The organism is Streptomyces sp. NPDC087215, from assembly GCF_044744885.1.
Taxonomy (GTDB): Bacteria; Actinomycetota; Actinomycetes; order Streptomycetales; family Streptomycetaceae; genus Streptomyces.
In genome coordinates, this window is sequence record NZ_JBIUZD010000005.1 from 187553 (window position 1) to 209874 (window position 22322).

Annotated in this window: 19 protein-coding genes; 10 read left to right on the forward strand and 9 right to left on the reverse strand. The window is 72.6% G+C overall.

All coding sequences use genetic code 11. The annotated features are described in order from the left end of the window. Positions 1-82: 82 nt before the first annotated feature. Positions 83-1075: a DUF5937 family protein gene (locus ACIO92_RS16190; protein WP_402281732.1), complete on the forward strand. Its 993-nt coding sequence runs from the start codon at positions 83-85 to the stop codon at positions 1073-1075. A gap of 78 nt (positions 1076-1153) precedes the next feature. After that, positions 1154-2170, forward strand: coding sequence for a glycoside hydrolase family 6 protein (locus ACIO92_RS16195; RefSeq protein WP_401237012.1), 1017 nt, complete (start codon positions 1154-1156; stop codon positions 2168-2170). A gap of 51 nt (positions 2171-2221) precedes the next feature. On the opposite strand, the gene ACIO92_RS16200 is transcribed toward ACIO92_RS16195, so the two are convergent. The 7 genes from ACIO92_RS16200 to ACIO92_RS16230 all read right to left on the reverse strand — a co-directional run bounded on the left by ACIO92_RS16200 (position 2222) and on the right by ACIO92_RS16230 (position 9870). Continuing rightward, complete coding sequence (locus ACIO92_RS16200; protein ID WP_402057809.1) at positions 2222-4183, reverse strand: galactose oxidase-like domain-containing protein; 1962 nt, start codon at positions 4181-4183, stop codon at positions 2222-2224. A gap of 3 nt (positions 4184-4186) precedes the next feature. Then, the gene (locus ACIO92_RS16205; protein WP_366442283.1) at positions 4187-6010 is read right to left on the reverse strand and encodes a cellulose synthase catalytic subunit; all 1824 of its coding nucleotides are present in this window, start codon (positions 6008-6010) and stop codon (positions 4187-4189) included. Between the two features lie 89 nt (positions 6011-6099). Beyond that, positions 6100-6732, reverse strand: coding sequence for a TetR/AcrR family transcriptional regulator (locus ACIO92_RS16210; RefSeq protein ID WP_366442344.1), 633 nt, complete (start codon positions 6730-6732; stop codon positions 6100-6102). Between the two features lie 251 nt (positions 6733-6983). Continuing rightward, complete coding sequence (locus tag ACIO92_RS16215; protein ID WP_401237010.1) at positions 6984-7667, reverse strand: DUF4166 domain-containing protein; 684 nt, start codon at positions 7665-7667, stop codon at positions 6984-6986. After that, a complete protein-coding gene (locus ACIO92_RS16220; protein WP_402281731.1) occupies positions 7664-8428 on the reverse strand; it encodes a hypothetical protein in 765 nt (254 codons plus the stop codon). Before ACIO92_RS16220 ends, ACIO92_RS16215 begins: the two co-directional genes overlap by 4 nt. 801 nt (positions 8429-9229) lie before the next feature. Further along, complete coding sequence (locus ACIO92_RS16225) at positions 9230-9526, reverse strand: MTH1187 family thiamine-binding protein (RefSeq protein ID WP_366442286.1); 297 nt, start codon at positions 9524-9526, stop codon at positions 9230-9232. After that, positions 9523-9870, reverse strand: a complete 348-nt coding sequence (locus ACIO92_RS16230; protein WP_366442287.1) for a DUF3817 domain-containing protein — start codon at positions 9868-9870, stop codon at positions 9523-9525. The genes ACIO92_RS16225 and ACIO92_RS16230 overlap by 4 nt, the downstream gene beginning before the upstream one ends. Before the next feature lie 111 nt (positions 9871-9981). On the opposite strand from ACIO92_RS16230, the gene ACIO92_RS16235 reads away from it, so the two are divergent. The 4 genes from ACIO92_RS16235 to ACIO92_RS16250 all read left to right on the forward strand — a co-directional run bounded on the left by ACIO92_RS16235 (position 9982) and on the right by ACIO92_RS16250 (position 12612). Next, positions 9982-10620, forward strand: coding sequence for an AIM24 family protein (locus ACIO92_RS16235; RefSeq protein WP_366442288.1), 639 nt, complete (start codon positions 9982-9984; stop codon positions 10618-10620). Then, entirely contained in the window at positions 10620-11270 is a 651-nt protein-coding gene (locus ACIO92_RS16240; RefSeq protein WP_366442289.1) for an AIM24 family protein, read from the forward strand. The genes ACIO92_RS16235 and ACIO92_RS16240 overlap by 1 nt, the downstream gene beginning before the upstream one ends. Continuing rightward, complete coding sequence (locus ACIO92_RS16245) at positions 11267-12052, forward strand: AIM24 family protein (RefSeq protein ID WP_366442290.1); 786 nt, start codon at positions 11267-11269, stop codon at positions 12050-12052. The genes ACIO92_RS16240 and ACIO92_RS16245 overlap by 4 nt, the downstream gene beginning before the upstream one ends. An 83-nt stretch (positions 12053-12135) precedes the next feature. Beyond that, positions 12136-12612, forward strand: coding sequence for a MarR family transcriptional regulator (locus tag ACIO92_RS16250; RefSeq protein WP_351782081.1), 477 nt, complete (start codon positions 12136-12138; stop codon positions 12610-12612). Positions 12613-12765: 153 nt separating this feature from the next. Here the strand turns inward: ACIO92_RS16250 and meaB are convergent, their stop codons facing one another. Together meaB and ACIO92_RS16260 are read right to left on the reverse strand one after the other, a co-directional pair. After that, positions 12766-13722, reverse strand: a complete 957-nt coding sequence (gene meaB / locus ACIO92_RS16255) for a methylmalonyl Co-A mutase-associated GTPase MeaB (protein ID WP_366442291.1) — start codon at positions 13720-13722, stop codon at positions 12766-12768. Positions 13723-13755: 33 nt separating this feature from the next. Next, a complete protein-coding gene (locus tag ACIO92_RS16260) occupies positions 13756-15003 on the reverse strand; it encodes an acetyl-CoA C-acetyltransferase (RefSeq protein ID WP_366442292.1) in 1248 nt (415 codons plus the stop codon). A gap of 137 nt (positions 15004-15140) precedes the next feature. Here ACIO92_RS16260 and mce point away from each other — a divergent pair, with 137 nt between their 5' ends. The 4 genes from mce to ACIO92_RS16280 all read left to right on the forward strand — a co-directional run bounded on the left by mce (position 15141) and on the right by ACIO92_RS16280 (position 22319). Then, positions 15141-15593 carry a methylmalonyl-CoA epimerase gene (gene mce / locus ACIO92_RS16265; protein WP_366442293.1) on the forward strand — a complete coding sequence of 151 codons (453 nt, stop codon included), beginning with the start codon at positions 15141-15143 and terminating at the stop codon, positions 15591-15593. 215 nt (positions 15594-15808) lie between these two features. Next, positions 15809-20200, forward strand: a complete 4392-nt coding sequence (gene scy, locus ACIO92_RS16270) for a polarized growth protein Scy (RefSeq protein WP_402596738.1) — start codon at positions 15809-15811, stop codon at positions 20198-20200. Between the two features lie 114 nt (positions 20201-20314). Then, on the forward strand, positions 20315-21250 hold the full coding sequence (locus ACIO92_RS16275; protein ID WP_366442295.1) for a cellulose-binding protein: 936 nt from the start codon (positions 20315-20317) through the stop codon (positions 21248-21250). Positions 21251-21350: 100 nt separating this feature from the next. After that, complete coding sequence (locus ACIO92_RS16280) at positions 21351-22319, forward strand: ATP-binding cassette domain-containing protein (protein WP_366442296.1); 969 nt, start codon at positions 21351-21353, stop codon at positions 22317-22319. The last annotated feature ends 3 nt before the right edge of the window (positions 22320-22322 follow it).

Below are 22322 nucleotides of genomic sequence, written 5' to 3' on the forward strand. Positions count from 1 at the left end.
GGGGCAGCCTGACGGCGGGGGTGCGACCGGCCTAGACTTTCGGCTCCGGACGAATCTTCCGGGTCCGGTCCGAGGAGGTTCCGTGCCGTACCACCTGCGTTTCGGCGAGGCCGACCCGCTGCGCATCCGGTTCGCGGTCTCGCCGCTCTGGGAGACGCACTCCGCCGTGCGGGTCCTCGCCCGGCCCCGTCAGCAGGGCTACCACCTGCCGTGGGCGCGGCGGATCGCGGGCGCCGCGCGGGGGCTCGACCTGGCGCCGCTGCATCTGCTGATGCCCCGGCACGGACACAGCCCGGACTTCCTCTATCCGCCGCCGATCGGTCCCGCCGCCTCCTTCGAGGAGGAGATCGCCGCCCTGCGGGAGACCGGTCCGGCGCTGGCGCTCACCGACTTCCAACGGGCGCTGGACGAGACCCCGGGGGCGGCCGGCACCGAGGAGGGGCGGCGGCTGCTGGCGGACCCTGCGGGTGCGGTGGGACGGCTCGCGGATCTGCTGACGGCGGCGTGGGAGGCGCTGGTGGAGCCGGAGTGGCCCCGGCTGCGGGCGCTCCTGGAGGCGGACGTGGCCTACCACTCGCGGCGGCTCGCGGAGGGTGGTCTGGAGCGGGTGCTGGCCGAGCTGCACCCCTCGTTCGACTGGGCGGCGGAGACGGCGACGCTGCGGGTGGAGTACTGGGGGGAGCACGTACGGCCGCTGGACGGGCAGGGGCTGGTCCTGATGCCGTCCGTGTTCACCTGGCCGGACGTGGTGAGCGGCTTCGACCCGCCGTGGCAGCCGACGGTGGTGTATCCGGCGCGCGGGATCGGCGGGCTGTGGACGGAGCCCCGGGAGCGGACGCCTGAAGCGCTGGGGCGGCTGCTCGGGCCGGTGCGGGCGGACGTGCTGTGCGCCCTGACGGAGCCGATGGGGACGACGGCGCTCGCGCACCTCCTCGGCAGGGCGCCCTCCTCGGTCTCCGCGCACCTGGGGGTGCTGCGGGACGCGGGGCTCCTGACGTCCCGGCGGTACGGCCACCAGGTGCTGTACGAGCGGACCCCGCTGGGCATCGCGGTGTCGCAGCCCGGAACCGGCTGACCGTCATGTCACGATGGCCCGGCTCGTCCCGTCGTCGTACGCGGCGGCGGACCCGCCGAACCCGACCCTGGGGGCCGGATGTCCCGCCGTACCGTCACCTCCGTCGCCCTGGCCCTCGTCTCCGCGCTGCTCCTGACCGGTTGCGGCGCGGACGCGCCACCGAAGGGGCCGGTCGGCCCGCCGTCCGCGCGCGGGGAGGCCCCTGCCCCGGCGGGCGGGTCGCCGTTCTGGGTGGACCCGGAGAGCGACGCGGTCCGGCAGATGCGCCGGTACGAGGCACAGGGCAGGCCCGAGGACGCCCGGGTCCTGAAGCGGATCGCGGACCGGCCGGTCGCGGACTGGCCCTCGGGCGCCGATCCCGTGCCGGAGATCACCCGGGCGGTGCGGGGCGCGGCGGCCCAGGGCCGTACGGCCGTGTTCGTGGCGTACAACATCCCGCACCGCGACTGCGGCATGTACTCGGCGGGCGGGGCGCACGACGCGGCGGCGTACCGGAAGTGGGTCGACTCCTTCGCCTCGGCGCTCGGCGGTTCCTCGGCGATCGTGGTCCTCGAACCGGACGCGGTGCCGCACGTGGTGGACGGCTGCACTCCGGGGCAGTACCACGACGAGCGGTACGCGCTGCTCGCGGAGGCGGTGGAGCGGCTGAAGCGGCAGCCGCGCACCCGGGTCTATCTGGACGCGGGCAATCCGGCGTGGATCGACGATCCGGGGAAGCTGGTGGAGCCCTTGCGCCGGGCGGGGGTGGCCCGTGCGGACGGCTTCTCCCTGAACGTCTCCAACTTCCAGACGAACGAGGTGGTGCGGGCCTTCGGGGCGACGCTCTCGGGGCTGCTGGGCGGCACCCGTTTCACCGTGGACACCAGCCGGAACGGCGACGGCCCCCTCCCGGGCGACCGGGCGGAGGCCTGGTGCAATCCGCCGGGCCGGGCCCTCGGTGTGCCGCCGACGGACCGGACCGGGGACGCGCTGGTCGACGCGTATCTGTGGATCAAGCGTCCGGGGGACTCGGACGGGCAGTGCCGGGGCGGCCCCTCGGCCGGGACCTGGTGGCCGGAGTACGCCCTGGGCCTGGCGCGCCGGGCGAAGTCCTAGGGCCCGTCCGGCGCGTCGCCGGGCGGGCCCCTGCCGTGTCCTCCCGGGGGGTCAGTTCACCTGGATCCACCTCGCCTCGGAGGGGATGCCGTCGGTGTCGGTGACGAAGAGCATGTACCAGCCGGGGGGTACGAGGGTGCGGTCGTCCGGTACGTCGACGGTGACCGTGGTCCCGTCGCGGCCCTTGACCAGACCCAGCTCGATGGAGCGCTGTTCGACGTCGGTGGTGTGGGTGACGGCGCTGGGGCGCATGAGGCGGGCTTTGGTGACGCGTCCGGCGTCCCTGGTCTTGAAGGTGGCGCGGCCGTTCTGGTCGAGTTCCCTGGGGCCCTCGCCGAGGACGGGGCGGTTGGCGCCCGCCCGGTGCAGGAACGGCGGGGTGAAGACCTCGATGCGCTGCTCGAAGGTGCCGAGCTTGGTGTTGTCCTTGTCGTCGAAGAGGGGGTCGGAGCCGAAGGTGGCGACCCGGCCGTCGGGCAGCAGCAGCGCCTCGGAGTGGTAGTTGCGGCCGACGGTGGGTTCGGCCGCCTCGGTGAAGGCGTTGGTCCTGGGGTCGTAGAACTGGGCCTTGAGGATGTCGCTGCCGCTGCGGCCCCGGTACTCCTCCGAGCCGCCGCTGGTGAAGACGGTGTCGTCGGGCATGAGGACGCTGCTGAGGTAGCGGGTGCCCTGGGGCAGGGAGGGGCCGTCGGTGAAGACGGGGCTGTCCTTGGAGAGGTCCACGACGGCGGTGCGGGCGGTGGACCTGGGCGACTCGCCGACCCCGCCGCCGCCGAGGACCATCACCTTCTGCCGCTGGGCGGGCGGGAGCAGCAGGGAGGCGGAGGTCTCCAGCTGGTCGGGGTCGCTGAGTCCGCCGAGCTTGGTGAAGGTGTTCTTCTCCAGGTCCCACAGGCCCGGTTCGCGGCCCTTCTCGGCGGGGCCGTATCCGGCGTTGGAGCCGGTGTAGAGGAGCTTGCCGCCCTTGGTGAGGAAGAGGGAGGGGTAGGTGGGGAAGTACCGGAAGGGTCCCTTGGCCCACTTCTTGGTGGTGGGGTCGTAGATCTCGTTGTCGCCGGGGACGACGTCGCCGACGTCGTTGAGTCCGGAGACGGCGAGGACCTTGCCGTCCTTGAGGCCGACGAGGGTGGGGTACCAGCGGGCGTCCTTCATGGGGGCGACGGGGATGTACTTCTCGGCCCTGGGGTCGAACTCGTAGGCCGCCTTGATGCCCTGGAAGTCCTGCTTCTCGGTGGTGAGCTTCTGGGCGAGGCCGTAGACGTCGTCGGCGGCATCGCCCTTGAGGCCGACGACCTCGTACTGGGCGGCCTCGGTGGTCAGGGCTCCCGGTCCCGCCTTGCGGGCTTCGACGAAGACCCGGGCCTCGGCGGCGGTGATCTTGGTCTTCCAGGGCTTCATCCGGCCGCTCTTGAAGTACGAGATCTCGAACTCGCTCTTGGCCTTGGGGACGGTGACGTCGAACCTGGAGACGTACTCGACCCCGGACGGGGAGCGGAAGACGGTGCCCTTCTTGAGGGTGACGGCCTTGTCGGGGTTCTCGTTCTTGACCCGCATCCCGCCGCCCGCCTTCTTGACCCCGCCGTCGAGGACCTCGTAGCGGGCGGTGCCCCCGGCGACGAGCAGCCGTCCGTCGGGGAGCTGGGTGTGGCCGGAGCAGAAGAAGTCCACGGGGGTGGGGATCTTCTTGAAGGTGTTCTTCACCGGGTCCCAGAGGATCGTCTCGAAGGTCCCGGCGTCGAAGTTCTTCTGGTTGTTGCCGGAGCCCGCGATCAGCAGCACCTTGCCGGTGTGGAGCAGGGCCGCGTGGATGGCGTTGACGCGGAACCCGGCGGGCACGTCCACCTCGGCCCAGGAGCCGTACTGGCGCTGGTAGCCGGGCTGGGCGATCTTGTACGCGTGGTAGCGCTCGGAGGCGAAGGAGACGGCGGCGGGGGCGTTGAGCGCGGCGAGGACGACCACCGCGCAGCTGCCGAACAGGGTCTTCTTGAACTTCTTCGACGGCCGGTGGGCCATGGCTCAGTTCCCTCCGGTCGTCGTGGGGGCGGGGGTGACGGGGGCGGTCGGGACGGTGGCCGCCGCACGGACCTCGACCCCCTCGCGGAGGTCGGCGGGGCGCCGGATACGGGCCCGGAGCCGGATGCGGGCGTCGGCGCGGACGCGCAGGGCGCGGCGGTCCCGCAGGACGGTGGACGCCCACAGGGTGACGGGGGCCAGGGCGACGACGAGGGCGAGGCAGGCCCAGGTGCGCATGGCCGCGTGGGTGTGCCCGAAGTGGACGGAGGCGGCGAGCGAGGCGATGAGGACCGACGCCCAGAAGAGGTGGATGCGGAAGGTGCGCAGCCGGTCGGGGCTGGTCTGGCCGCCCTTGGGGGTGACGACGAAGCGGCCCCGGGTGCGGAGCAGCGCCGAGCCGAGCGACGTCAGGTAGACGGGGGCGGAGAGCGCGGACATCGCCATGCCCGCGAGGCCGCCGGAGCCCTCGGGTTCGTGGGGCGAGACGTTGTGCCGCCGGTTCCACAGGTAGAGGCCGATCTGGAGGGCGACGGCGTCGCTGTAGATCATCAGCCACACGGAGGTGGAGACCTGGGTGCCGGAGGCGCCGAGCCAGAGGTAGAGGACGCAGCTGAGGACGCCGAGGAGCCAGTTGACGGCCGTCATCGGGTAGTAGACGAGCATCAGGGTGTAGTTGAGCAGGCGGCCCGGCGGGGTCCGGAAGGGTGCCTTCCAGTACTGCTTGACGATCGTCTCGTACGTGCCCCGGGACCAGCGGAGCTGCTGGGTGAAGAAGTCGGTCCAGGAGGCCGGGCCCTCACCGACGGCGAGGACGTCGGGGGTGTAGACGGAGCGCCAGAAGCGGCCGGTGCGCGGGTTCCTGCTGCGGTGCAGTTCGAAGCCGGTGGCCATGTCCTCGGTGATGGAGTCGTACAGGCCGCCTATCTGCTTGAGGGCGGAGATCCGGACGACGTTGTTGGTGCCGACGAACATGGGCGCGCGGTAGCGGTTCCCGGCCCGCTGGATGAGGGCGTGGAAGAGGAACTGCTGGGACTCGGCCGCCTTGGTGACGGTGTCGGCGTAGTTGCCGTACACCTGCGGTCCGACGACGAACGCGATGTCGGGGTCCCGGAAGTAGCCGAGCATCCGCTCCAGGAAGGCGGGGTGGGGGACGTGGTCGGTGTCGACGGAGGCGAAGAAGTCGTAGTCGTCGCCGTGCCGGGCGAGCCAGGCGTTGTAGTTGCCGTGCTTGGTCCGCGCCTTGTGCGGGCCCTTCTTACGGTTCCACTCGGGAACGCCCGCGCGGGAGAAGTGGCGGACGCCGAGTTCGGCGCAGAGGGCCTTGGCCTCGGCGGAGTCGCCCTCGTCGAGGAGCCAGACGTCGAGGCGTCCCTCGTGCCGGAGCCGGGTGGCGCCCTCCAGGGTGCCCCGGACCATGGTGAGGGGTTCCTTGCCGGGGACGTACGTGGTGAGGAAGGCGACGCGGGTCCCCTTCTCGGGAAACACCGGGACCGGGTCACGGGCGACCAGGGTGGCGTGGGCGATCGACGTGACGTTCACCAGCATGAAGAAGCAGATGAGGCCGATCGACACGAGCATCACGGTGTCGAGGTGGACGAGCCAGGCGGCGGCGCCCTCGCGGACGGTCCAGTGGCTGGGCCAGACCAGATAGGCCAGGAGCAGCGCCGAGAGGACCGGCGCGAGGCCCATCAGGAGGACCGCTCGTATTCGGTGCGGCTCCTTCGCGAGCAGACTTCGGTACTGCACCCGATAGGCCGCCGCATCCGGTTCCGTGAGAGGACCCGCGAGCCGGCTGTAGGTGTCGTAGTCGTAGCCTCCCGGCCGCACGGTGCCTCCAGCTGTCGTCGAACGTTTCGATAACCCAACAAAAAGGGCAAACGTCCGGCGTGTCGACTGGAGTCGTCCGAGTGGGGGCGTCAGCGGGTCCGGGCGCTCTGCCTCCGCAGGGTGTACGCGACGGCCTTCCGGGCGACCGGATTCAGCTCCTCGACGGCCGCCATCAGGGCGCCGAGCTGTTCGAGGGCGGCGAAGGCCGCCTCCGCTCCGGCCGGGTCGACGCCCTCGTAGAGTTCGAGGCCGACGAAGGAGGCGGCGACCGCCCGGGAGAGCCCGGCGGCGTCGGTGAACTCCGCGAACGGGGTCCCGGCGAGCACCCGGACGAGGACCCGCTCGATCTCGGCGATCCACAGGTCCAGCCCGGCGGCGGTGGCGGGCACGAGCCGGGGGTGCGTCTGCGCCCCGGCGAGGAGCTGCCCCAGGAAGGCGACGTGACCGGCCTCCCGCTCCTCCGCGTGCAGCTCGCGTCCGAAGGCGAGCAGCTCGGAGAGGCTGCCGATCGCGCGCAGCCGGTCCCGGTGGCGGGCGACCCGCGTCTCGGCGCCGTGTCGGCAGGCGGCGGCGAGCAGTTCGTCGACGGAGCCGAAGTGGTAGAAGACCAGGGCCTGGTTGACCCCGGCGGTGGCGGCGATGGTACGGGCGGAGGCCTTGGCGATGCCCTGTTCGACGAGGGTCCGCAGGGCGCCGTCGAGCAGCTTCTCCCGGGTCTCCAGGGTCCGCGCGTCCTGCCCCTTGACGGCCTTGCCCCGCGCGGCCCGCCGGTCGGGGGCGGCGGCGGGCCCACTGGCGGCGCCGGGCTCACCTGCGGCACCTGCGGCACCGGGCGCGACCGCACCGGTCCGCGCTCCCGTCCCGTCCGCCCCGCCGTTCGCACCCGCCTCGGTGTCCGTCCCCGATTCCGTCCTCGATTCCGTCCCCGGGTCCGTCCCCCCGCCGGTCCCCATGTCCGCGTCCGCCCCGCCCTTCACGCCCGTACCTCCTCGCGCACCGGGCGCAGCCCTTCGCGCACCCCGTGGGAGCGTACGTCGGCGTACTCGGCGGTGAAGGACCCCTCGTACCCGAAGAGCGGCCCGAAATAGCGGTTGACCACCCGCACCCGGATGCGGAAGCGGCCGGTGCGCTCGTCGAAGGACTCCCGCACCTCGGCCCGCCCGCCGACCGCTTCCGGCACCCGTACGTCCACCGGCCCCTCGCGGAACCGGAGTTCCCCGGAGCGGAGCAGGAGGGAGCCGTCCGGCTCGGCGGACAGCCGCAGTTCGCCGGAGAGGTGCTGATGGGTGCCGAGGTAGTCGAGGACGCAGTCGCGCTCGGGGCTGTGGACCATCGTGGCGTCGAAGCGCCGGGGCCCGCCGGGCAGGGCGAAGGTCCGTACGAAGGTGACGGTCTCCCGCCCGAAGGAGTCGAGGTACGGCACGTTCTCGATGGTGAAGGGGACGTCACGGCCGGTGCGGGGCAGCAGGATGTTCCGCCGCCCGCCGAGCGCGAGGAAGGGTTTCACGACGGCCCGGCCGTGCCAGACGCGGTCCATGGTGCCGCGCCCGACGCAGAGTTCACCGCTCGCGAGCCCCACGGAGAAGCGGCGCCGCAGCTCGGGATGGAGCCGTTCGAAGGCGGCGTCACCCATGGCGGTGCGGAAGATCGAGGTCACGGCCGGTCCTCGGGGGCGGCGGGGCGGTGGTCCCCCGCGCCGGGCGGGGCCAGGGTGGCGAGGAGCCGGGGCTCCCGGGCGGTGGCGGGCGGGGTGCGCAGACAGCGCCGGGCCGCCGGTGCGCGGGACGACGGGGGTACGAGGACGGCGGCGGCGAACCCGAGGACGGTGAGCGGCACCGCGAAGAGCGGGGGGAGGCCCAGCGGCAGGGCGGTGGCGGTGAGCGGCGCGGCCACCAGCAGGACGCGGGCGGCGAGTTCGAGGAGCCAGCGGTCGCGGGAGCGGGCGGGGGCGATGCCCCGTTCGCACCAGAGCCGCAGCCGGTCGAACGACCAGGCGGTGGCCCAGCCCATGAGGGGCCGCACGAGCAGCCGGTCGACGACCCGGCCGAAGCGGCCCCAGCGGGGGCGGTAGTCGTAGCCGGTGAGGAAGCGGACGCCGTCCGGGGTGGGGACGAACCGCCAGTAGCCGCTGCCCTCGGCGAGGAGCGAGAGCGGGTCGGGCGAGGAGAAGCGCAGGGCGGAGACCCGGTCGCCGCCGGCCCGGTGGCGCTCCCCCGCGGAGACACCGGTGCCGGCGACGACCAGGAAGGGCAGGACGCGGGTCGCGTACCGGAAGCGCTCGGGCCCGTCCCCGGTCCGGGACAGCGGTGAGATCTCGGTGAACCTCAGATCCCACTGCTGCTGACGACCGGGCTTCCTGGTGTGGTCCCAGAGCGTGTCCAGATCGGCGTGGATCCGTGTCTCGACATAGAGACCCATGGCGTTCCCCCTGCCCTCACGGGCTTTTTGAGCACTCGCTCAAAACTGCCCACGGCTGAAGGTAGCCGATTTTGAGCAGGTGCTCAACCATGAGCGACGAAGAAGCCCCCGGCCCCTGGAACGACGAGTTCCAGGAACCGGGGGCTTCACGCACGCCCACAGGGCGACAGGGCGACAGGGCGACAGGGCGACAGGGCGACAGGGCGACAGGGCGACAGGGGACGAACGACCGGGACGGACCACGGGCCCGCCCGTCGAAGGCGGCGGGCCGACGGGGCGAGGCCGGGGAGTCGACGAACAGGAGCGGCGAGGGCCGAAGCCGCCCTCGGTCCCGTCTGCGGGCCGGACCGAGCGGGTGCGCGCCCGGGGCAGGCCACGTGAGTACGAGGATCCCCGTCGCCGACTCGGGCGTGACGCCCGGATCCGGCCCCGGCCCCTTCACCGGCCACCGTGCTCAAGGACCGTTCCGGGCCGCGAGCGCGCGGCCCCGCCCCGGCCGATGCGCGAGACCGGGGCGGGTCGGCCCGAGTGCGACGCACGCGCTCGGGCCGAGCCGAGTGCGGCGCGTGCGCGACGGGGTCCGACCTGACCGGTCGGCGCCGCGTCGGCACCGTCCTGGGGGGGGAGGCCGGACTTCCCCGGAGAAGCGGCCGGACGCGGTGGACGCCCGCGGGGCCCAGGCCGCCCCGAAGCACGGCGGCGCGGTGGTCCTCACCAGCGGCCCGGCGGACGTCGCCGCGCACCCGGCGACGGCGGTGCTCGACCCGACGGATGGGTGTGTACGGGCCCCGTGCGAGCGGGTCAGCCCCCGGCGAGGTGACGCTCGACGGTCTCCACCTTGGCGGTGAGCCCGTCGGCCACGCCGGGCCTGATGTCCGCCTTGAGGACCACGGAGACGCGCGGGGCGCGCGCCTCCACGACGGCGACGGCGCGCTTGACCACGTCCATCACCTCGTCCCACTCGCCCTCGATCGAGGTGAACATCGCGTCGGTGCGGTTCGGGAGGCCGGACTCGCGGACGACCCGGACGGCGTCGGCGACGTACTCGCCGACCTCCTCCCCCACGCCCAGCGGAGTGACCGAGAAGGCGACGATCACGCCTGCACGTCCTGGGCCCCGGCCCGCGCGCGGGAGGCGACGACCGCGTCCTGCGCCTCGCGCTTCAGCTTCCGGTCGGCGTAGAAGCCGCCCAGCGGCAGCACCGAGAGGACGAAGTACAGCGCGGCGGTCCCGAAGCTCCACTTGGTGCGGTTCCAGGCGTCCAGCCAGAAGAGCACGTACAGGACGAAGAGGATGCCGTGGATCGCCCCCATGACCGGCACCGCGTTGAAGTCCGTGGTCCGCTTCAGCACGGAGCAGACGAGCAGCAGCAGGAACGACACGGCCTCCGGGGCGGAGACGAGCCGGAGCCGGTGGAGGGAGGAAGCGGTCTTGATGTCCACGGAGGGGGTCACCTTCGTTCGATCTTGTGAACGGATGCACAAGGGCGGGCCCGTCCATTGTGCACGGCGACTTTGCTGTCCCTTTAGGCGGGTCCCCAGTACCTTCGGCCCGTGGCAACGTTCCGGCTCCAGGGCAGCAAAGTGCTCGCCGTCTCCATGACAGGCGACTCCGTCAAGGCGAAGAACGGCTCGATGGTCGCCTACGACGGCCAGATGGCGTTCAAGAAGATGAGCGGCGGCGGTGAGGGCCTGCGGGGCATGGTGACCCGCAGGCTCACCGGCGAACAGATGGAGGTGATGGAGGTGCGCGGACAGGGGACCTGCTGGTTCGCCGACCGGGCCTCCGAGATCAACCTCGTCTCCCTGCACGGCGACAGACTGTGGGTGGAGGCGAGCAATCTGCTCTGCGCCGACGCGGGGCTGCGCACCGGCACCACCTTCACGGGGCTGCGCGGCGGGGCCACCGGGAACGGTCTGTTCACCACGACCGTCGAGGGCACCGGCCAGGCAGCGATCGTGTCCGACGGCCCGGCGGTGGTGCTGCGGGTGACCCCGCAGTACCCGCTCCAGGTGGACCCGGGGGCGTACATCGCGCACCAGGGCAACCTCCAGCAGCACTTCCAGTCCGGGGTGACGTTCCGCACGTTCCTCGGCGAGGGCGGCGGCGAGGCGTTCCAGATCCGCTTCGAGGGGGACGGCCTGGTGTACGTCCAGCCGAGCGAGCGGAACACGATCGGGGGTGACGTCTGATGCCGTTCCGCGAGCTCAACGCGAAGGTGGTGGAGGCGACCCTCCTCCCCGGGCATCGGATGTTCAGCCAGCGCGGCGCGATGCTCGCGTACCGCGGTGACGTCACTTTCACGCCGAACACGGCGGGCGGTCAGGGCGGGCTGATGTCGATGATCGGCCGCCGGGTGGCGGGCGAGGCGACACCGCTGATGACCGTCGAGGGCAGCGGCACGGTGATGTTCGGGCACGGCGGCCACCACGTCCAGGTGATCGCGCTGACCGGCGACACCCTGTACGTGGAGGCGGACCGGCTGCTCGCCTTCGACGGCACCCTGGAGCAGGGCACGATGTTCCTGGGCTCGCAGGGCGGGGTGATGGGCATGGTCCGCGGCCAGGTCAGCGGTCAGGGTCTCTTCACCACCACCCTGAAGGGCCACGGTTCGGTGGCGGTCATGGCGCACGGCGGGGTGGTCGAACTGCCGATCGCGCCGGGCCGTCCGGTGCACGTGGACCCGCAGGCGTACGTGGCCCACCACGGCGACGTGCGGAACAAGCTGTCCACCGCGCTCGGCTGGCGCGACATGGTGGGGCGCGGCTCGGGCGAGGCCTTCCAACTGGAGCTGAGCGGCAGCGGCGCGGTCTACGTCCAGGCTTCGGAGGAGAAGCTGTGAGCACTCCGGTGATCCACGACCCGACGACCCTGCCGTCGGACGACAACGTGAACCCGTACACCTTCTGCGTGGAGCTCAAGGGGTCGCCCTGGTTCCTGCAGAAGGGCAAGATGATCGCCTACTACGGGCGGATCGAGTTCAACGGCGTCGGGCACGGGCGGCTCGACCGGCTCGTGCGGACCGCGTTCCACTCGCCGCTGCACGCGAGCGACTGGGTGGTGGCCGAGGGCAGCGGGAAGATGCTGCTCGCGGACCGGGCGTTCGATGTGAACTCGTACGACCTGGACGAGGGCAACCTGACGATCCGTTCGGGCAATCTGCTGGCGTACCAGCCGACGCTGGCGCTGAAGCAGTCGATCGTGCCGGGGTTCGTGACGCTGATCGGCACGGGGAAGTTCGTGGCGGCGTCGAACGGTCCGGTCGTCTTCATGGAGCCGCCGATGCGGGTGGACCCGCAGGCGCTGGTGGGCTGGGCGGACTGCCCCTCGCCCTGTCACCACTACGACCACGGGTACATGACGGGCGTGATGGGCGGGGTGCGGGCGCTGACGGGCATCGGCGGGACCTCGGGCGAGGAGCACCAGTTCGAGTTCGTGGGGGCGGGCACGGTACTGCTCCAGTCGACGGAGCTGCTGATGCCGGAGCGCGCCGCGGGGGCGCCGCCGTCCCAGCCGGGTGTCCCGGGCGGCCACGCGCCGCACGGTTCCGGCCAGGGCGCGGCGGGTTCGACACCACGTCTTCCCGGCCAGCTCGGAGACCTCCAGCGTCGCTTCGGCCTGTGAGCGGTAGTCTGCGGAGTGTGACGTCCTCGAACGCGCGCTCCCAGACTTCGTCAAGATTTCAACTTCTTAGGTAGAATCGAATCATGGAGACCGAGACCGCCACCCCGTGGCTCACCGACGCCGAGCAGTGTGCGTGGCGCACATTCCTGGACGTCCAGAGAATGCTGACGTACCAGCTGGAGCGGGACCTCCAGCCCTTCGGACTGACGATGAACGACTACGAGATCCTCGTGAACCTCTCGGAGTCCGCCGACCGGCGCCTGCGCATGAGCGACCTGGCGACCGCCACGCTCCAGTCCAAGAGCCGGCTCTCGCACCAGATCACCCGCATGGAGAACGCCGGGCTCGTCCGGCGCGAGAACTGCGAGTCCGACCGGCGCGGGCTCTACGCCGTCCTCACCGACGCGGGCATGGAGACCATGCAGAAGGTCGCCCCGCACCACGTCGAGTCGGTGCGCAGGCACTTCGTCGACCAGATCGGCCCGGAGGCCCTGAGCGACCTCCACACCTCGCTGAAGCCGGTCGCCGAGCAGCTGCGCGGACGGCGCGGCAAGCCGTAGCGCCCGCCGCGCCCGTACGGGAGAGGGGCCGGACCGGGGCGACCCGGAAGGCCCCCTTCCGCCGGGGCCGGTCGTCGGCACGGCGGACCGGGGCCCGGCTCCGGGGCGGGCCCCAGCGCGCCGGACCCGGTCAGCCGCCCGGTCCGGCCGGTCTCAGCCGCCCGTCAGGCTCGCGATCAGTTCGTCCGAGGCCGCGTAGGGGTCCAGGGCGCCCGCCACGATCCGCTCCGCCAGCGCGTCCAGGCGCCGGTCGCCGTGCAGATCGCCGATCCGCTCGCGCAGGGCCGTGACCGCGATGGTCTCCACCTCGCGCGCCGCGCGGGCCCGGCGGCGCTCCGCCAGGACCCCGTGCTCCTCCATCCAGGCGCGGTGCTTCTCCAGCGCCTCGACGACCTCGTCGATGCCCTCGCCGCGCGCCGCGACCGTCTTCACGATCGGCGGGCGCCAGTCGCCCGGCGCCCGCGCCTCGCCGAGGCCCAGCATGTGGTTCAGCTCGCGCGCGGTGGCGTCCGCGCCGTCCCGGTCGGCCTTGTTCACCACGTACACGTCGCCGATCTCCAGGATGCCCGCCTTCGCCGCCTGGATGCCGTCGCCCATGCCCGGTGCGAGCAGGACGACCGAGGTGTCCGCCTGGGAGGCGATCTCCACCTCCGACTGCCCGACACCGACCGTCTCCACCAGGATCACCTCGCAGCCCGCCGCGTCCAGGACGCGAATGGCCTGCGGGGCCGACCAGGCGAGCCCGCCGAGGTGACCGCGGGTCGCCATGGACCGGATGTAGACGCCCGGGTCGGAGGCGTGGTCCGACATCCGCACCCGGTCACCGAGCAGCGCTCCCCCGCTGAACGGCGAGGACGGATCGACGGCGAGCACCCCGACCCGTCTGCCCTCCCGGCGGTACGCGGAGACCAGCGCGGACGTCGACGTCGACTTGCCGACGCCGGGCGAGCCCGTCAGGCCCACCACGTACGCGCCGCCGGTGAGCGGGGCCAGCGCCGCCATCACCTCGCGCAGTTGCGGGGACGCCCCCTCCACCAGCGAGATGAGCCGGGCCACGGCCCGCGGCCTGCCCTCCCGTGCCTGGGCCACCAGAGCGGGGACGTCCACCATGCGCAGAGCTCCTTGCCGACGTGCCGGAGTGACTTACTTGCCAGAGACGCCGGAGACGCCGGAAGCGCCGGAAGCCCGCGAGGTCCCGGGGACACGGACGATCAGCGCGTCGCCCTGTCCGCCACCGCCGCAGAGGGCCGCCGCACCGACACCGCCGCCGCGCCGCTTCAGTTCGAGGGCCAGGTGCAGCACCACCCGGGCACCGGACATGCCGATGGGGTGGCCCAGGGCGATGGCGCCGCCGTTGACGTTCACCTTCTCGGGGGTAACGCCGAGGTCCTTCATTGACTGCACGGCGACCGCGGCGAAGGCCTCGTTGATCTCGATCAGATCGAGGTCCCCGACGGTCAGCCCCTCCTTCTTCAGGGCGTGCAGGATCGCGTTCGACGGCTGCGACTGGAGCGAGTTGTCCGGGCCCGCCACATTGCCGTGGGCGCCGATCTCGGCGATCCACTCCAGGCCCAGCTCCTCCGCCTTGGCCCTGCTCATCACGACCACGGCGGCGGCGCCGTCGGAGATCTGCGAGGAGGTGCCCGCGGTGATCGTGCCGTCCTTCGCGAAGGCCGGACGGAGCTTGCCCAGGGACTCGACGGTGGTCTCCGCGCGGATGCCCTCGTCCTTGGCGAGGACGACCGGCTCGCCCCTGCGCTGCGGGATCTCGACCGGAGTGATCTCCGCCTCGAAGATGCCGTTCTTCTGGGCGGCCGCCGCGCGCTGGTGCGACAGCGCGGCGATCTCGTCCTGCTCGGGACGGCCGATGCCGAGGCGGGTGTTGTGCTTCTCCGTCGACTCGCCCATCGCGATGCCCTCGAAGGCGTCGGTGAGGCCGTCGTGCGCCATGGAGTCCAGCATCTCCACCGCCCCGTACTTGAAGCCCTCGCGGGACTTCGGCAGCAGGTGCGGGGCGTTCGTCATCGACTCCTGGCCGCCCGCCACCACGATGTCGAACTCACCGGCGCGGATCAGCTGGTCGGCGAGCGCGATGGCGTCGAGACCCGACAGACACACCTTGTTGACGGTGAGCGCGGGGACGCTCATGGGGATGCCCGCCTTGACGGCGGCCTGACGGGCGGGGATCTGCCCGGCGCCCGCCTGGAGCACCTGCCCCATGATCACGTACTGCACCTGGTCGCCGCCGATGCCGGCCCGGTCCAGGGCGGCCTTGATCGCGAAGGCGCCGAGCTCGGCGCCCGAGAAGGAAGCGAGCGAGCCGAGGAGGCGACCCATGGGCGTACGGGCGCCCGCGACGATCACTGAGGTGGTACCGGTCGTTCCAGACATGAGGCACGGCCCCTAGGGATGAGAAGTGAACGAGGGTTTACCGCCAATGTACTGAGGGCCGCCGCACCCGGTCACCGGCCGGACGGTGTGACGGCGCGCACGTTGCGTAACCACTCCTCCGGCGTTGCACTGGACCCATGCTGACGCGTATCGACCACATCGGGATCGCCTGCTTCGACCTGGACAGGACCGTCGAGTTCTACCGTGCCACCTACGGTTTCGAGGTCTACCACTCCGAGGTCAACGAGGAGCAGGGCGTCCGCGAGGCCATGCTCAGGATCAACGGGACCTCCGACGGCGGCGCCTCCTACCTCCAGCTCCTGGAACCGACCAGGGAGGACTCCGCCGTGGGCAAGTGGCTCGCCAAGAACGGCGAGGGCGTCCACCACATCGCCTTCGGCACCGAGGACGTCGACGGGGACGCCGAGGCCGTACGGGGCAAGGGCGTCCGCGTCCTCTACGACGAGCCGCGCAGGGGCTCCATGGGCTCCCGGATCACCTTCCTCCACCCCAAGGACTGCCACGGCGTCCTCACCGAACTGGTCACCTCCGCCGGGCCTTCCGCCGACCCCTCGTCAGCGGAGCACTGACCTCCGGATTCCTGGCCCGGTAGAGTGGGCGGCTCCGGGCCGGGGCCGGTCGGGGCCGCTCGCGCGGCATCGAAGTCGGGATGTCGGGCTCGTCCGATCTGCCACGATTCCCCGGGGGCCCGTCCTCGACCGTGAGGACCGGGCTCACAGGAGTGTTGCGACCAGGGTTGGGGTCTCCCCTGCTCGAAGAGCTCGGGGAAGGATGGGACCGCGCAGTGCGGGGCTACGAACGCCAGGAGAGCCACCGAGCTGAAGACGACCATCTCGCCAGGTTCGAAGCCGAGATGGACCGGCTGAAGACCGAGCGCGAGAAGGCCGTCCAGCACGCCGAGGACCTCGGATACCAGGTCGAGGTCTTGCGCGCCAAGCTCCACGAGGCGCGCCGCACCATCGCGTCCAGGCCCGCGTACGACAGCGCCGACATCGGCTACCAGACCGAGCAGATGCTGCGGAACGCCCAGGCCCAGGCCGAGCAGCTGCGCCAGGACGCCGAGCGCGAACTGCGCGACGCCCGCGCCCAGACCCAGCGCATCCTCCAGGAGCACGCCGAGCACCAGGCCAGGCTCCAGGCCGAGCTGCACACCGAGGCCGTCCAGCGCCGCCAGCAGCTCGACCAGGAGCTCAACGAGCGCCGCCAGACCGTCGAGGCGCACGTCAACGAGAACGTCGCCTGGGCCGAGCAGCTCCGCGCCCGCACCGAGGCCCAGGCCCGCCGCCTCATGGAGGAGTCCCGCGCCGAGGCCGAGCAGTCGCTCGCCGCGGCCCGCGCCGAGACCACCCGCCTCGCCGAGGAGACCAGCCGCCGGGCCGCCGCCGAGGCCGAAGCGGCCCGCGCCGAGGCCGAAGCGATTCTGCTGCGCGCCCGCAAGGACGCCGAACGGCTCGTCGGCGCCGCCTCCAGCCAGGCCCAGGAGGCCACCAGCCACGCCGAGCAGCTCCGCTCCGCCGCCACCGCCGAGACCGACCAGGCCCGCCGCCAGGCCACCGAACTCTCCCGCGCCGCCGAGCAGCGCATCCAGGAGGCCGAGGAGAAGCTGCGGCTCGCCACCGCCGAGGCCGAGCGGTCCCTCACCGAGGCCAAGGAGGCCGCCGCCCGGCAGCTCGCCACCGCCGAGTCGGTCAACGAGCAGCGCACCCGGACCGCGAAGACCGAGATCGCCCGGCTCGTCGGCGAGGCCACCAAGGACGCCGAGGCCCTCAAGGCCGAGGCCGACGAGAAGCTCCGCGAGGCCACCGCCGAGGCGGAGAAGCTCGTCGCCGAGACCACCGAGAAGGCCCGCACCGCCGCCGCAGAGGACTCCGCCGCCGCCCTCGCCAAGGCCGCCCGCAGCGCCGAGGAGATCCTCACCAAGGCCTCCGCCGAGGCCCGCGAGACCACCCGCAAGGCCTCCGAGGAGGCCGAGCGCATCCGCCGCGAGGCCGAGGCCGAGAGCGACCGGCTCCGCGACCGCGCCGAGGAGCAGGCCGACGACCTCCTCGGCTCCGCGAAGGACGACACCAAGGAGTACCGGGCCAAGACGGTCGAGCTCCAGGAGGAGGCCCGGCGGCTGCGCGGCGAGGCCGAGCAGCTGCGCGCCGAGGCCGTCGCCGAGGGCGAGCGCATCCGGGGCGAGGCCCGCCGCGAGGCCGTCCAGCAGATCGAGGAGGCCGCGCGGACCGCCGAGGAACTGCTCACCACCGCCCGCACGGACTCCGACGAGCTGCGGACCAACGCCGGTGCCGAGAGCGAACGCGTCAGGTCCGAGGCGGCCGAGCGGGCCCGCGCCCTGCGCGCCCAGGCCGAGGAGACCCTGGAGCGCACCCGCGAGGAGGCCGACCGGCTGCGCGCCGAAGCCGAGGAACAGGCCGATTCCGTACGGACCACGGCGGAGGAGACCGCCGCCGGACTGCGCGCCGACGCCGAGCGGGCCGCCGAGGCCCGCCGCGCGGAGGCCGCCGACGAGCTGGCCCGGCTGCACGCCGACGCCGAGGCGAAGCTCGCCTCCGCCACCGAGGAACTCACCGACGCGCGCACCGAGGGCGAGCTGATCCGCCGCGAGGCCGCCGAGGAGACCGAGCGGCTGCGCACCGAGGCCGCCGAGCGCGTCCGCACCCTCCAGGAGCAGGCGGGGCAGGAGGCCGAGCGGCTGCGCGCCGAGGCCGCCGAGGACGCCGCCGCCACCCGTACGGAGGCCGAGACCACCGCCGTACGGCTGCGCACCGAGGCCGCCGGGGAGTCGGAGCGGCTGCGGTCGGAGGCCCAGGAGAGCGCCGACCGGGTCAGGGCCGAGGCCGCAGCCGCCGCCGAGCGGGTCGCCGCCGAGGCCGCGGAGGCGCTGGCCGCCGCGCAGGAGGAGGCCGTCCGGCGCCGCCGGGAGGCCGAGGAGACGCTGGAGTCGGCCCGTTCCGAGGCCGGCCGGGAGCGCGAGAACGCCCGCGAGCGGTCCGAGGAACTGCTGGCCGCCGCCCGCAAGCGGGTCGAGGACGCCCAGGCCGAGGCCCAGCGCCTGGTCGAGGAGGCGGACGCGCGGGCGACCGAGATGGTCACCGCCGCCGAGCAGACCGCCCAGGAGGTACGGGACTCGGTGGCCGGTCTGCGCGAGCAGGCCGAGGAGGAGATCGCCGGACTGCGCAGCGCCGCCGAGCACGCGGCGGAGCGGACGCGGACCGAGGCGCAGGAGGAGGCGGACCGGGTCCGCGCCGACGCCTACGAGGAGCGGGAGCGGGCCGCCGAGGACGCGACCCGCACCCGGGAGCGCGCCCAGGAGGAGAGCGAGGCCGCGAAGGCGCTGGCCGAGCGGACCGTCGCGGACGCGATCACCGAGGCGGAGAAGCTGCGTTCGGACACCGCCGAGTACGCGCAGCGGGTGCGGACGGAGGTCACGGACTCGCTGGCCTCGGCCGAGCAGGACGCGGCGCGGACGCGGGCGGACGCCCGGGAGGACGCGAACCGCATCCGTTCGGAGGCCGCCGAGCGCGCCGATTCGGTCGTCGGCGAGGCCCGTGCGGAGTCGGAGCGGATCGGCGCCGAGGCCGAGCAGGTCCTCGACGAGGCCCGCGCGGCCGCCGACAAGCGACGCTCCGACGCCGCCGAACAGGCCGACGCCCTCATCGCCGAAGCCACCACCGAGGCCGAACGGCTCACCACCGAAGCCCTCGAACTCATGGAGACCACCGAACAGGACGCCCACCGCCTGCGCGCCGAGGCCGAACAGGTCAAGGCCGACGGAGAGGCGCACGCGGAGGCGCTCCGGGCGGCGGCGGCGGCGGACGGCGAGCAGGTCCTCGACGAGGCCCGCAAGGCGGCCGACAAGCGACGCTCCGACGCCGCCGAACAGGCCGACGCCCTCATCGCCGAAGCCACCACCGAGGCCGAACGGCTCACCACCGAAGCCCTCGAACTCATGGAGACCACCGAACAGGACGCCCACCGCCTGCGCGCCGAGGCCGAACAGGTCAAGATCGACGGAGAGGCGCACGCGCAGGCCCTGCGGAACGCGGCCCTCGCGGACGGCGAGCAGGTCCTCGACGAGGCCCGCAGGGCGGCCGACAAGCGCCGTACCGACGCCGCCGAGCAGGCCGACGCCCTCGTCGCCGAGGCGAACTCCGAGGCGGAGCGGATCACCCGCGAGGCGGGCGAACTCTCCGACGCGGTCACGGCGGACGCCCGTGCCGAGGCCGAGGCCACCGTGGGCTCCGCCCGGCAGGAGGCCGAGCGGCTGCGCACCGAGGCGAAGCGGGTGCGGGAGGACGCCGGGGCGGCGGCCGAGCAGATGCGCTCGGAGGCCCGCGAGGAGGCGGACCGGACGCTCGACGAGGCGCGGGAGGCCGGTGCGCGGAAGCGTTCGGACGCGGCCGAGCAGGCGGACCAGCTCGTCGCCAAGGCCCAGGAGGAGGCGCTGCGCGCCACCACCGAGGCGGAGACGCAGGCGGACACGATGGTCGGCGCGGCCCGCAAGGAGGCCGAGCGGATCGTGGCCGAGGCGACCGTCGACGGCAACTCGCTGGTGGAGAAGGCCCGTACGGACGCGGACGAGCTGCTCGTCGGGGCCCGTGGCGACGCGACCGCCATAAGGGACCGGGCCGAGGAGCTGCGGAGCCGGATCGAGGGCGAGATCGAGGAGCTGCACGAGCGGGCCCGCCGGGAGAGCTCCGAGCAGATGCGGACGGCGGGCGAGCGGGTCGACAAGCTGGTCAAGGCCGCGACGGAGCAGCGCGCCGAGGCGGAGGAGAAGGCCAAGGAGCTTGCCTCCGAGGCGAGTTCGGAGGCGAGCAACGTCCGCATCGCGGCCGTGCGGAAGGCCGACGGGCTCCTCAAGGAGGCCGCGCAGAAGAAGGCCTCGCTCATCGCGGAGGGCGAGGTCCTCAAGGCGGAGGCCGAGCGGATCCTGGCCGAGGCGCGGGCCGAGGCGGAGGCGACGGTCGCGGAGGGCCGACGCGAACTGGAGGCCCTGGTGCGGCGGCGCAAGGACATCAATACCGAGATCTCCCGTGTCCAGGACGTACTGGAGGCGTTGGAGTCTTTCGAGACACCGGCGGCCGGGGCGAAGACGGCGGGCGGGACGGGGGCCAAGGCGGGCGCGTCCGCGGGTTCCACCCGTTCGGGTGGCAAGTCCCAGGACGGGTAGCCACTCAAAAGGCTGGACATTCTCCAGATCAAACGGGCATACGCTCGATGACACGCCGCTTCGGCCCCTAGGATTCCCTCTAACACCTCACCGGTCTCATTCGACAGGAAACCCATGAGCGACACATCCTCCCCCTTCGGCTTCGAGCTCGTGCGGCGCGGTTACGACCGCGGTCAGGTGGACGACCGCATTACCAAGCTCGTGTCCGACCGTGACGGCGCCTTGTCCCGCATCACCTCCCTGGAGAAGCGGATCGAGGAGCTCCACCTCGAGACGCAGAACGCGCAGGCCCAGGTCTCCGACGCCGAGCCGTCGTACGCGGGGCTCGGCGCCCGGGTCGAGAAGATCCTCCGGCTCGCCGAGGAGGAGGCGAAGGACCTGCGTGAGGAGGCCCGTCGCGCCGCCGAACAGCACCGCGAGCTGGCCGAGTCGGCGGCCCAGCAGGTGCGCAACGACGCGGAGTCGTTCGCGGCGGACCGCAAGGCGAAGTCCGAGGACGAGGGCGTCCGGATCGTCGAGAAGGCGCAGGGTGAGGCCAACACCATGCGCGCCGAGGCGCAGAAGGACGCGCAGTCGAAGCGCGAGGAGGCGGACGCCCTCTTCGAGGAGACCCGCGCCAAGGCCGCTCAGGCCGCCGCGGACTTCGAGACCAACCTGGCGAAGCGCCGGGAGCAGTCGGAGCGCGATCTGGCGTCTCGTCAGGCGAAGGCCGAGAAGCGGCTGGCGGAGATCGAGCACCGCGCCGAGCAGCTCCGGCTCGAGGCCGAGAAGCTGCGGACGGACGCGGAGCGCCGGGCCCGTCAGACGGTGGAGACGGCGCAGCGTCAGGCCGAGGACATCGTGGCCGACGCGAACGCCAAGGCCGACCGCATCCGCAGCGAATCGGAGCGCGAGCTCTCGGCCCTGACGAACCGCCGGGACTCGATCAACGCGCAGCTGACCAACGTCCGCGAGATGCTGGCGACGCTGACGGGTGCCGCGGTCGCGGCGGCCGGTTCGCCGATCGACGACGAGCGCGCGGCCGGTGTCCCGGCCCAGCAGTCCCGCTGACACCGTCGCCGACACCGTCACGGAGACGGTTCGAGAGCGTCACGAAAACCCCTCGTCATTCCGGTGGCGGGGGGTTTCGCGCGCCCTTAGGTTGGTACGCATGATCGAGCTTGAGGGTTTGACCAAGCGCTACGGGGCGAAGATCGCGGTCGACCACCTCTCCTTCCGGGTGCGTCCCGGTGTGGTGACCGGCTTCCTCGGGCCGAACGGGGCGGGCAAGTCGACGACGATGCGGATGATGCTGGATCTGGACAACCCGACGAGCGGGTCGGTCCGGATCGACGGGAAGCACTACCGGGAGCTGGCGGAGCCCCTGAAGTACATCGGGGCGCTGCTCGACGCGAAGGCGATGAACGGCGGTCGCTCGGCGTACAACAACCTGCTGTGCCTGGCGCAGTCGAACCGCATCCCGGAGCGCCGGGTGGGCGAGGTGCTCGATCTGGTGGGGCTGGGGGCGGTCGCGGGGAAGAAGTCGAAGGGGTTCTCGCTCGGCATGGGGCAGCGGCTGGGGATCGCGTCGGCGCTGCTCGGTGATCCCGAGATCCTGATGTTCGACGAGCCCGTCAATGGTCTGGACCCCGAGGGAATTCACTGGATCCGCAATCTGATGAAGGCGCTGGCCTCGGAGGGCCGAACGATCTTCGTTTCCAGTCATCTGATGAGTGAAATGGCGTTGACGGCAGATCATCTGATCGTCATCGGGCAGGGGAAACTGCTGGCCGACACGTCGATGGCGGATTTCATCCAGGAGAATTCCCGGAGTTATACGCGGCTGCGGTCGCCGCAGCGGGAGCGGCTGCGGGACGTGCTGCACACGGCGGGCTTCCTCGCGGTCGAGGCGGGCAACGGGACCCTTGAGGTGGACGGGGCGACGACCGAGGAGCTGGGCGAGCTGGCGGCGGCGCACGGTCTGGTGCTGCACGAGCTGAGTTCCCAGCGCGCCTCGCTCGAAGAAGCGTTCATGCAGATGACGGCCGGAGCGGTGGAGTACCACGCGCACGGCACCGACGTACACGGCGGTGCTCCGGCGCCGGGCCCCCGGTGGGGCACGACCTCCGAGGGGGCCTGAACC

Excerpts from the sequence above, each read along its gene's own strand:
- ACIO92_RS16195 (WP_401237012.1), top strand. The coding sequence starts at position 1,154 with ATGTCCCGCCGTACCGTCACCTCCGTCGCCCTGGCCCTCGTCTCCGCG.
- ACIO92_RS16200 (WP_402057809.1), bottom strand. The coding sequence starts at position 4,183 with ATGGCCCACCGGCCGTCGAAGAAGTTCAAGAAGACCCTGTTCGGCAGC.
- ACIO92_RS16220 (WP_402281731.1), bottom strand. The coding sequence starts at position 8,428 with ATGGGTCTCTATGTCGAGACACGGATCCACGCCGATCTGGACACGCTC.
- ACIO92_RS16240 (WP_366442289.1), top strand. The coding sequence starts at position 10,620 with ATGCCGTTCCGCGAGCTCAACGCGAAGGTGGTGGAGGCGACCCTCCTC.
- ACIO92_RS16250 (WP_351782081.1), top strand. The coding sequence starts at position 12,136 with ATGGAGACCGAGACCGCCACCCCGTGGCTCACCGACGCCGAGCAGTGT.
- meaB (WP_366442291.1), bottom strand. The coding sequence starts at position 13,722 with ATGGTGGACGTCCCCGCTCTGGTGGCCCAGGCACGGGAGGGCAGGCCG.
- ACIO92_RS16260 (WP_366442292.1), bottom strand. The coding sequence starts at position 15,003 with ATGTCTGGAACGACCGGTACCACCTCAGTGATCGTCGCGGGCGCCCGT.
- mce (WP_366442293.1), top strand. The coding sequence starts at position 15,141 with ATGCTGACGCGTATCGACCACATCGGGATCGCCTGCTTCGACCTGGAC.
- ACIO92_RS16275 (WP_366442295.1), top strand. The coding sequence starts at position 20,315 with ATGAGCGACACATCCTCCCCCTTCGGCTTCGAGCTCGTGCGGCGCGGT.
- ACIO92_RS16280 (WP_366442296.1), top strand. The coding sequence starts at position 21,351 with ATGATCGAGCTTGAGGGTTTGACCAAGCGCTACGGGGCGAAGATCGCG.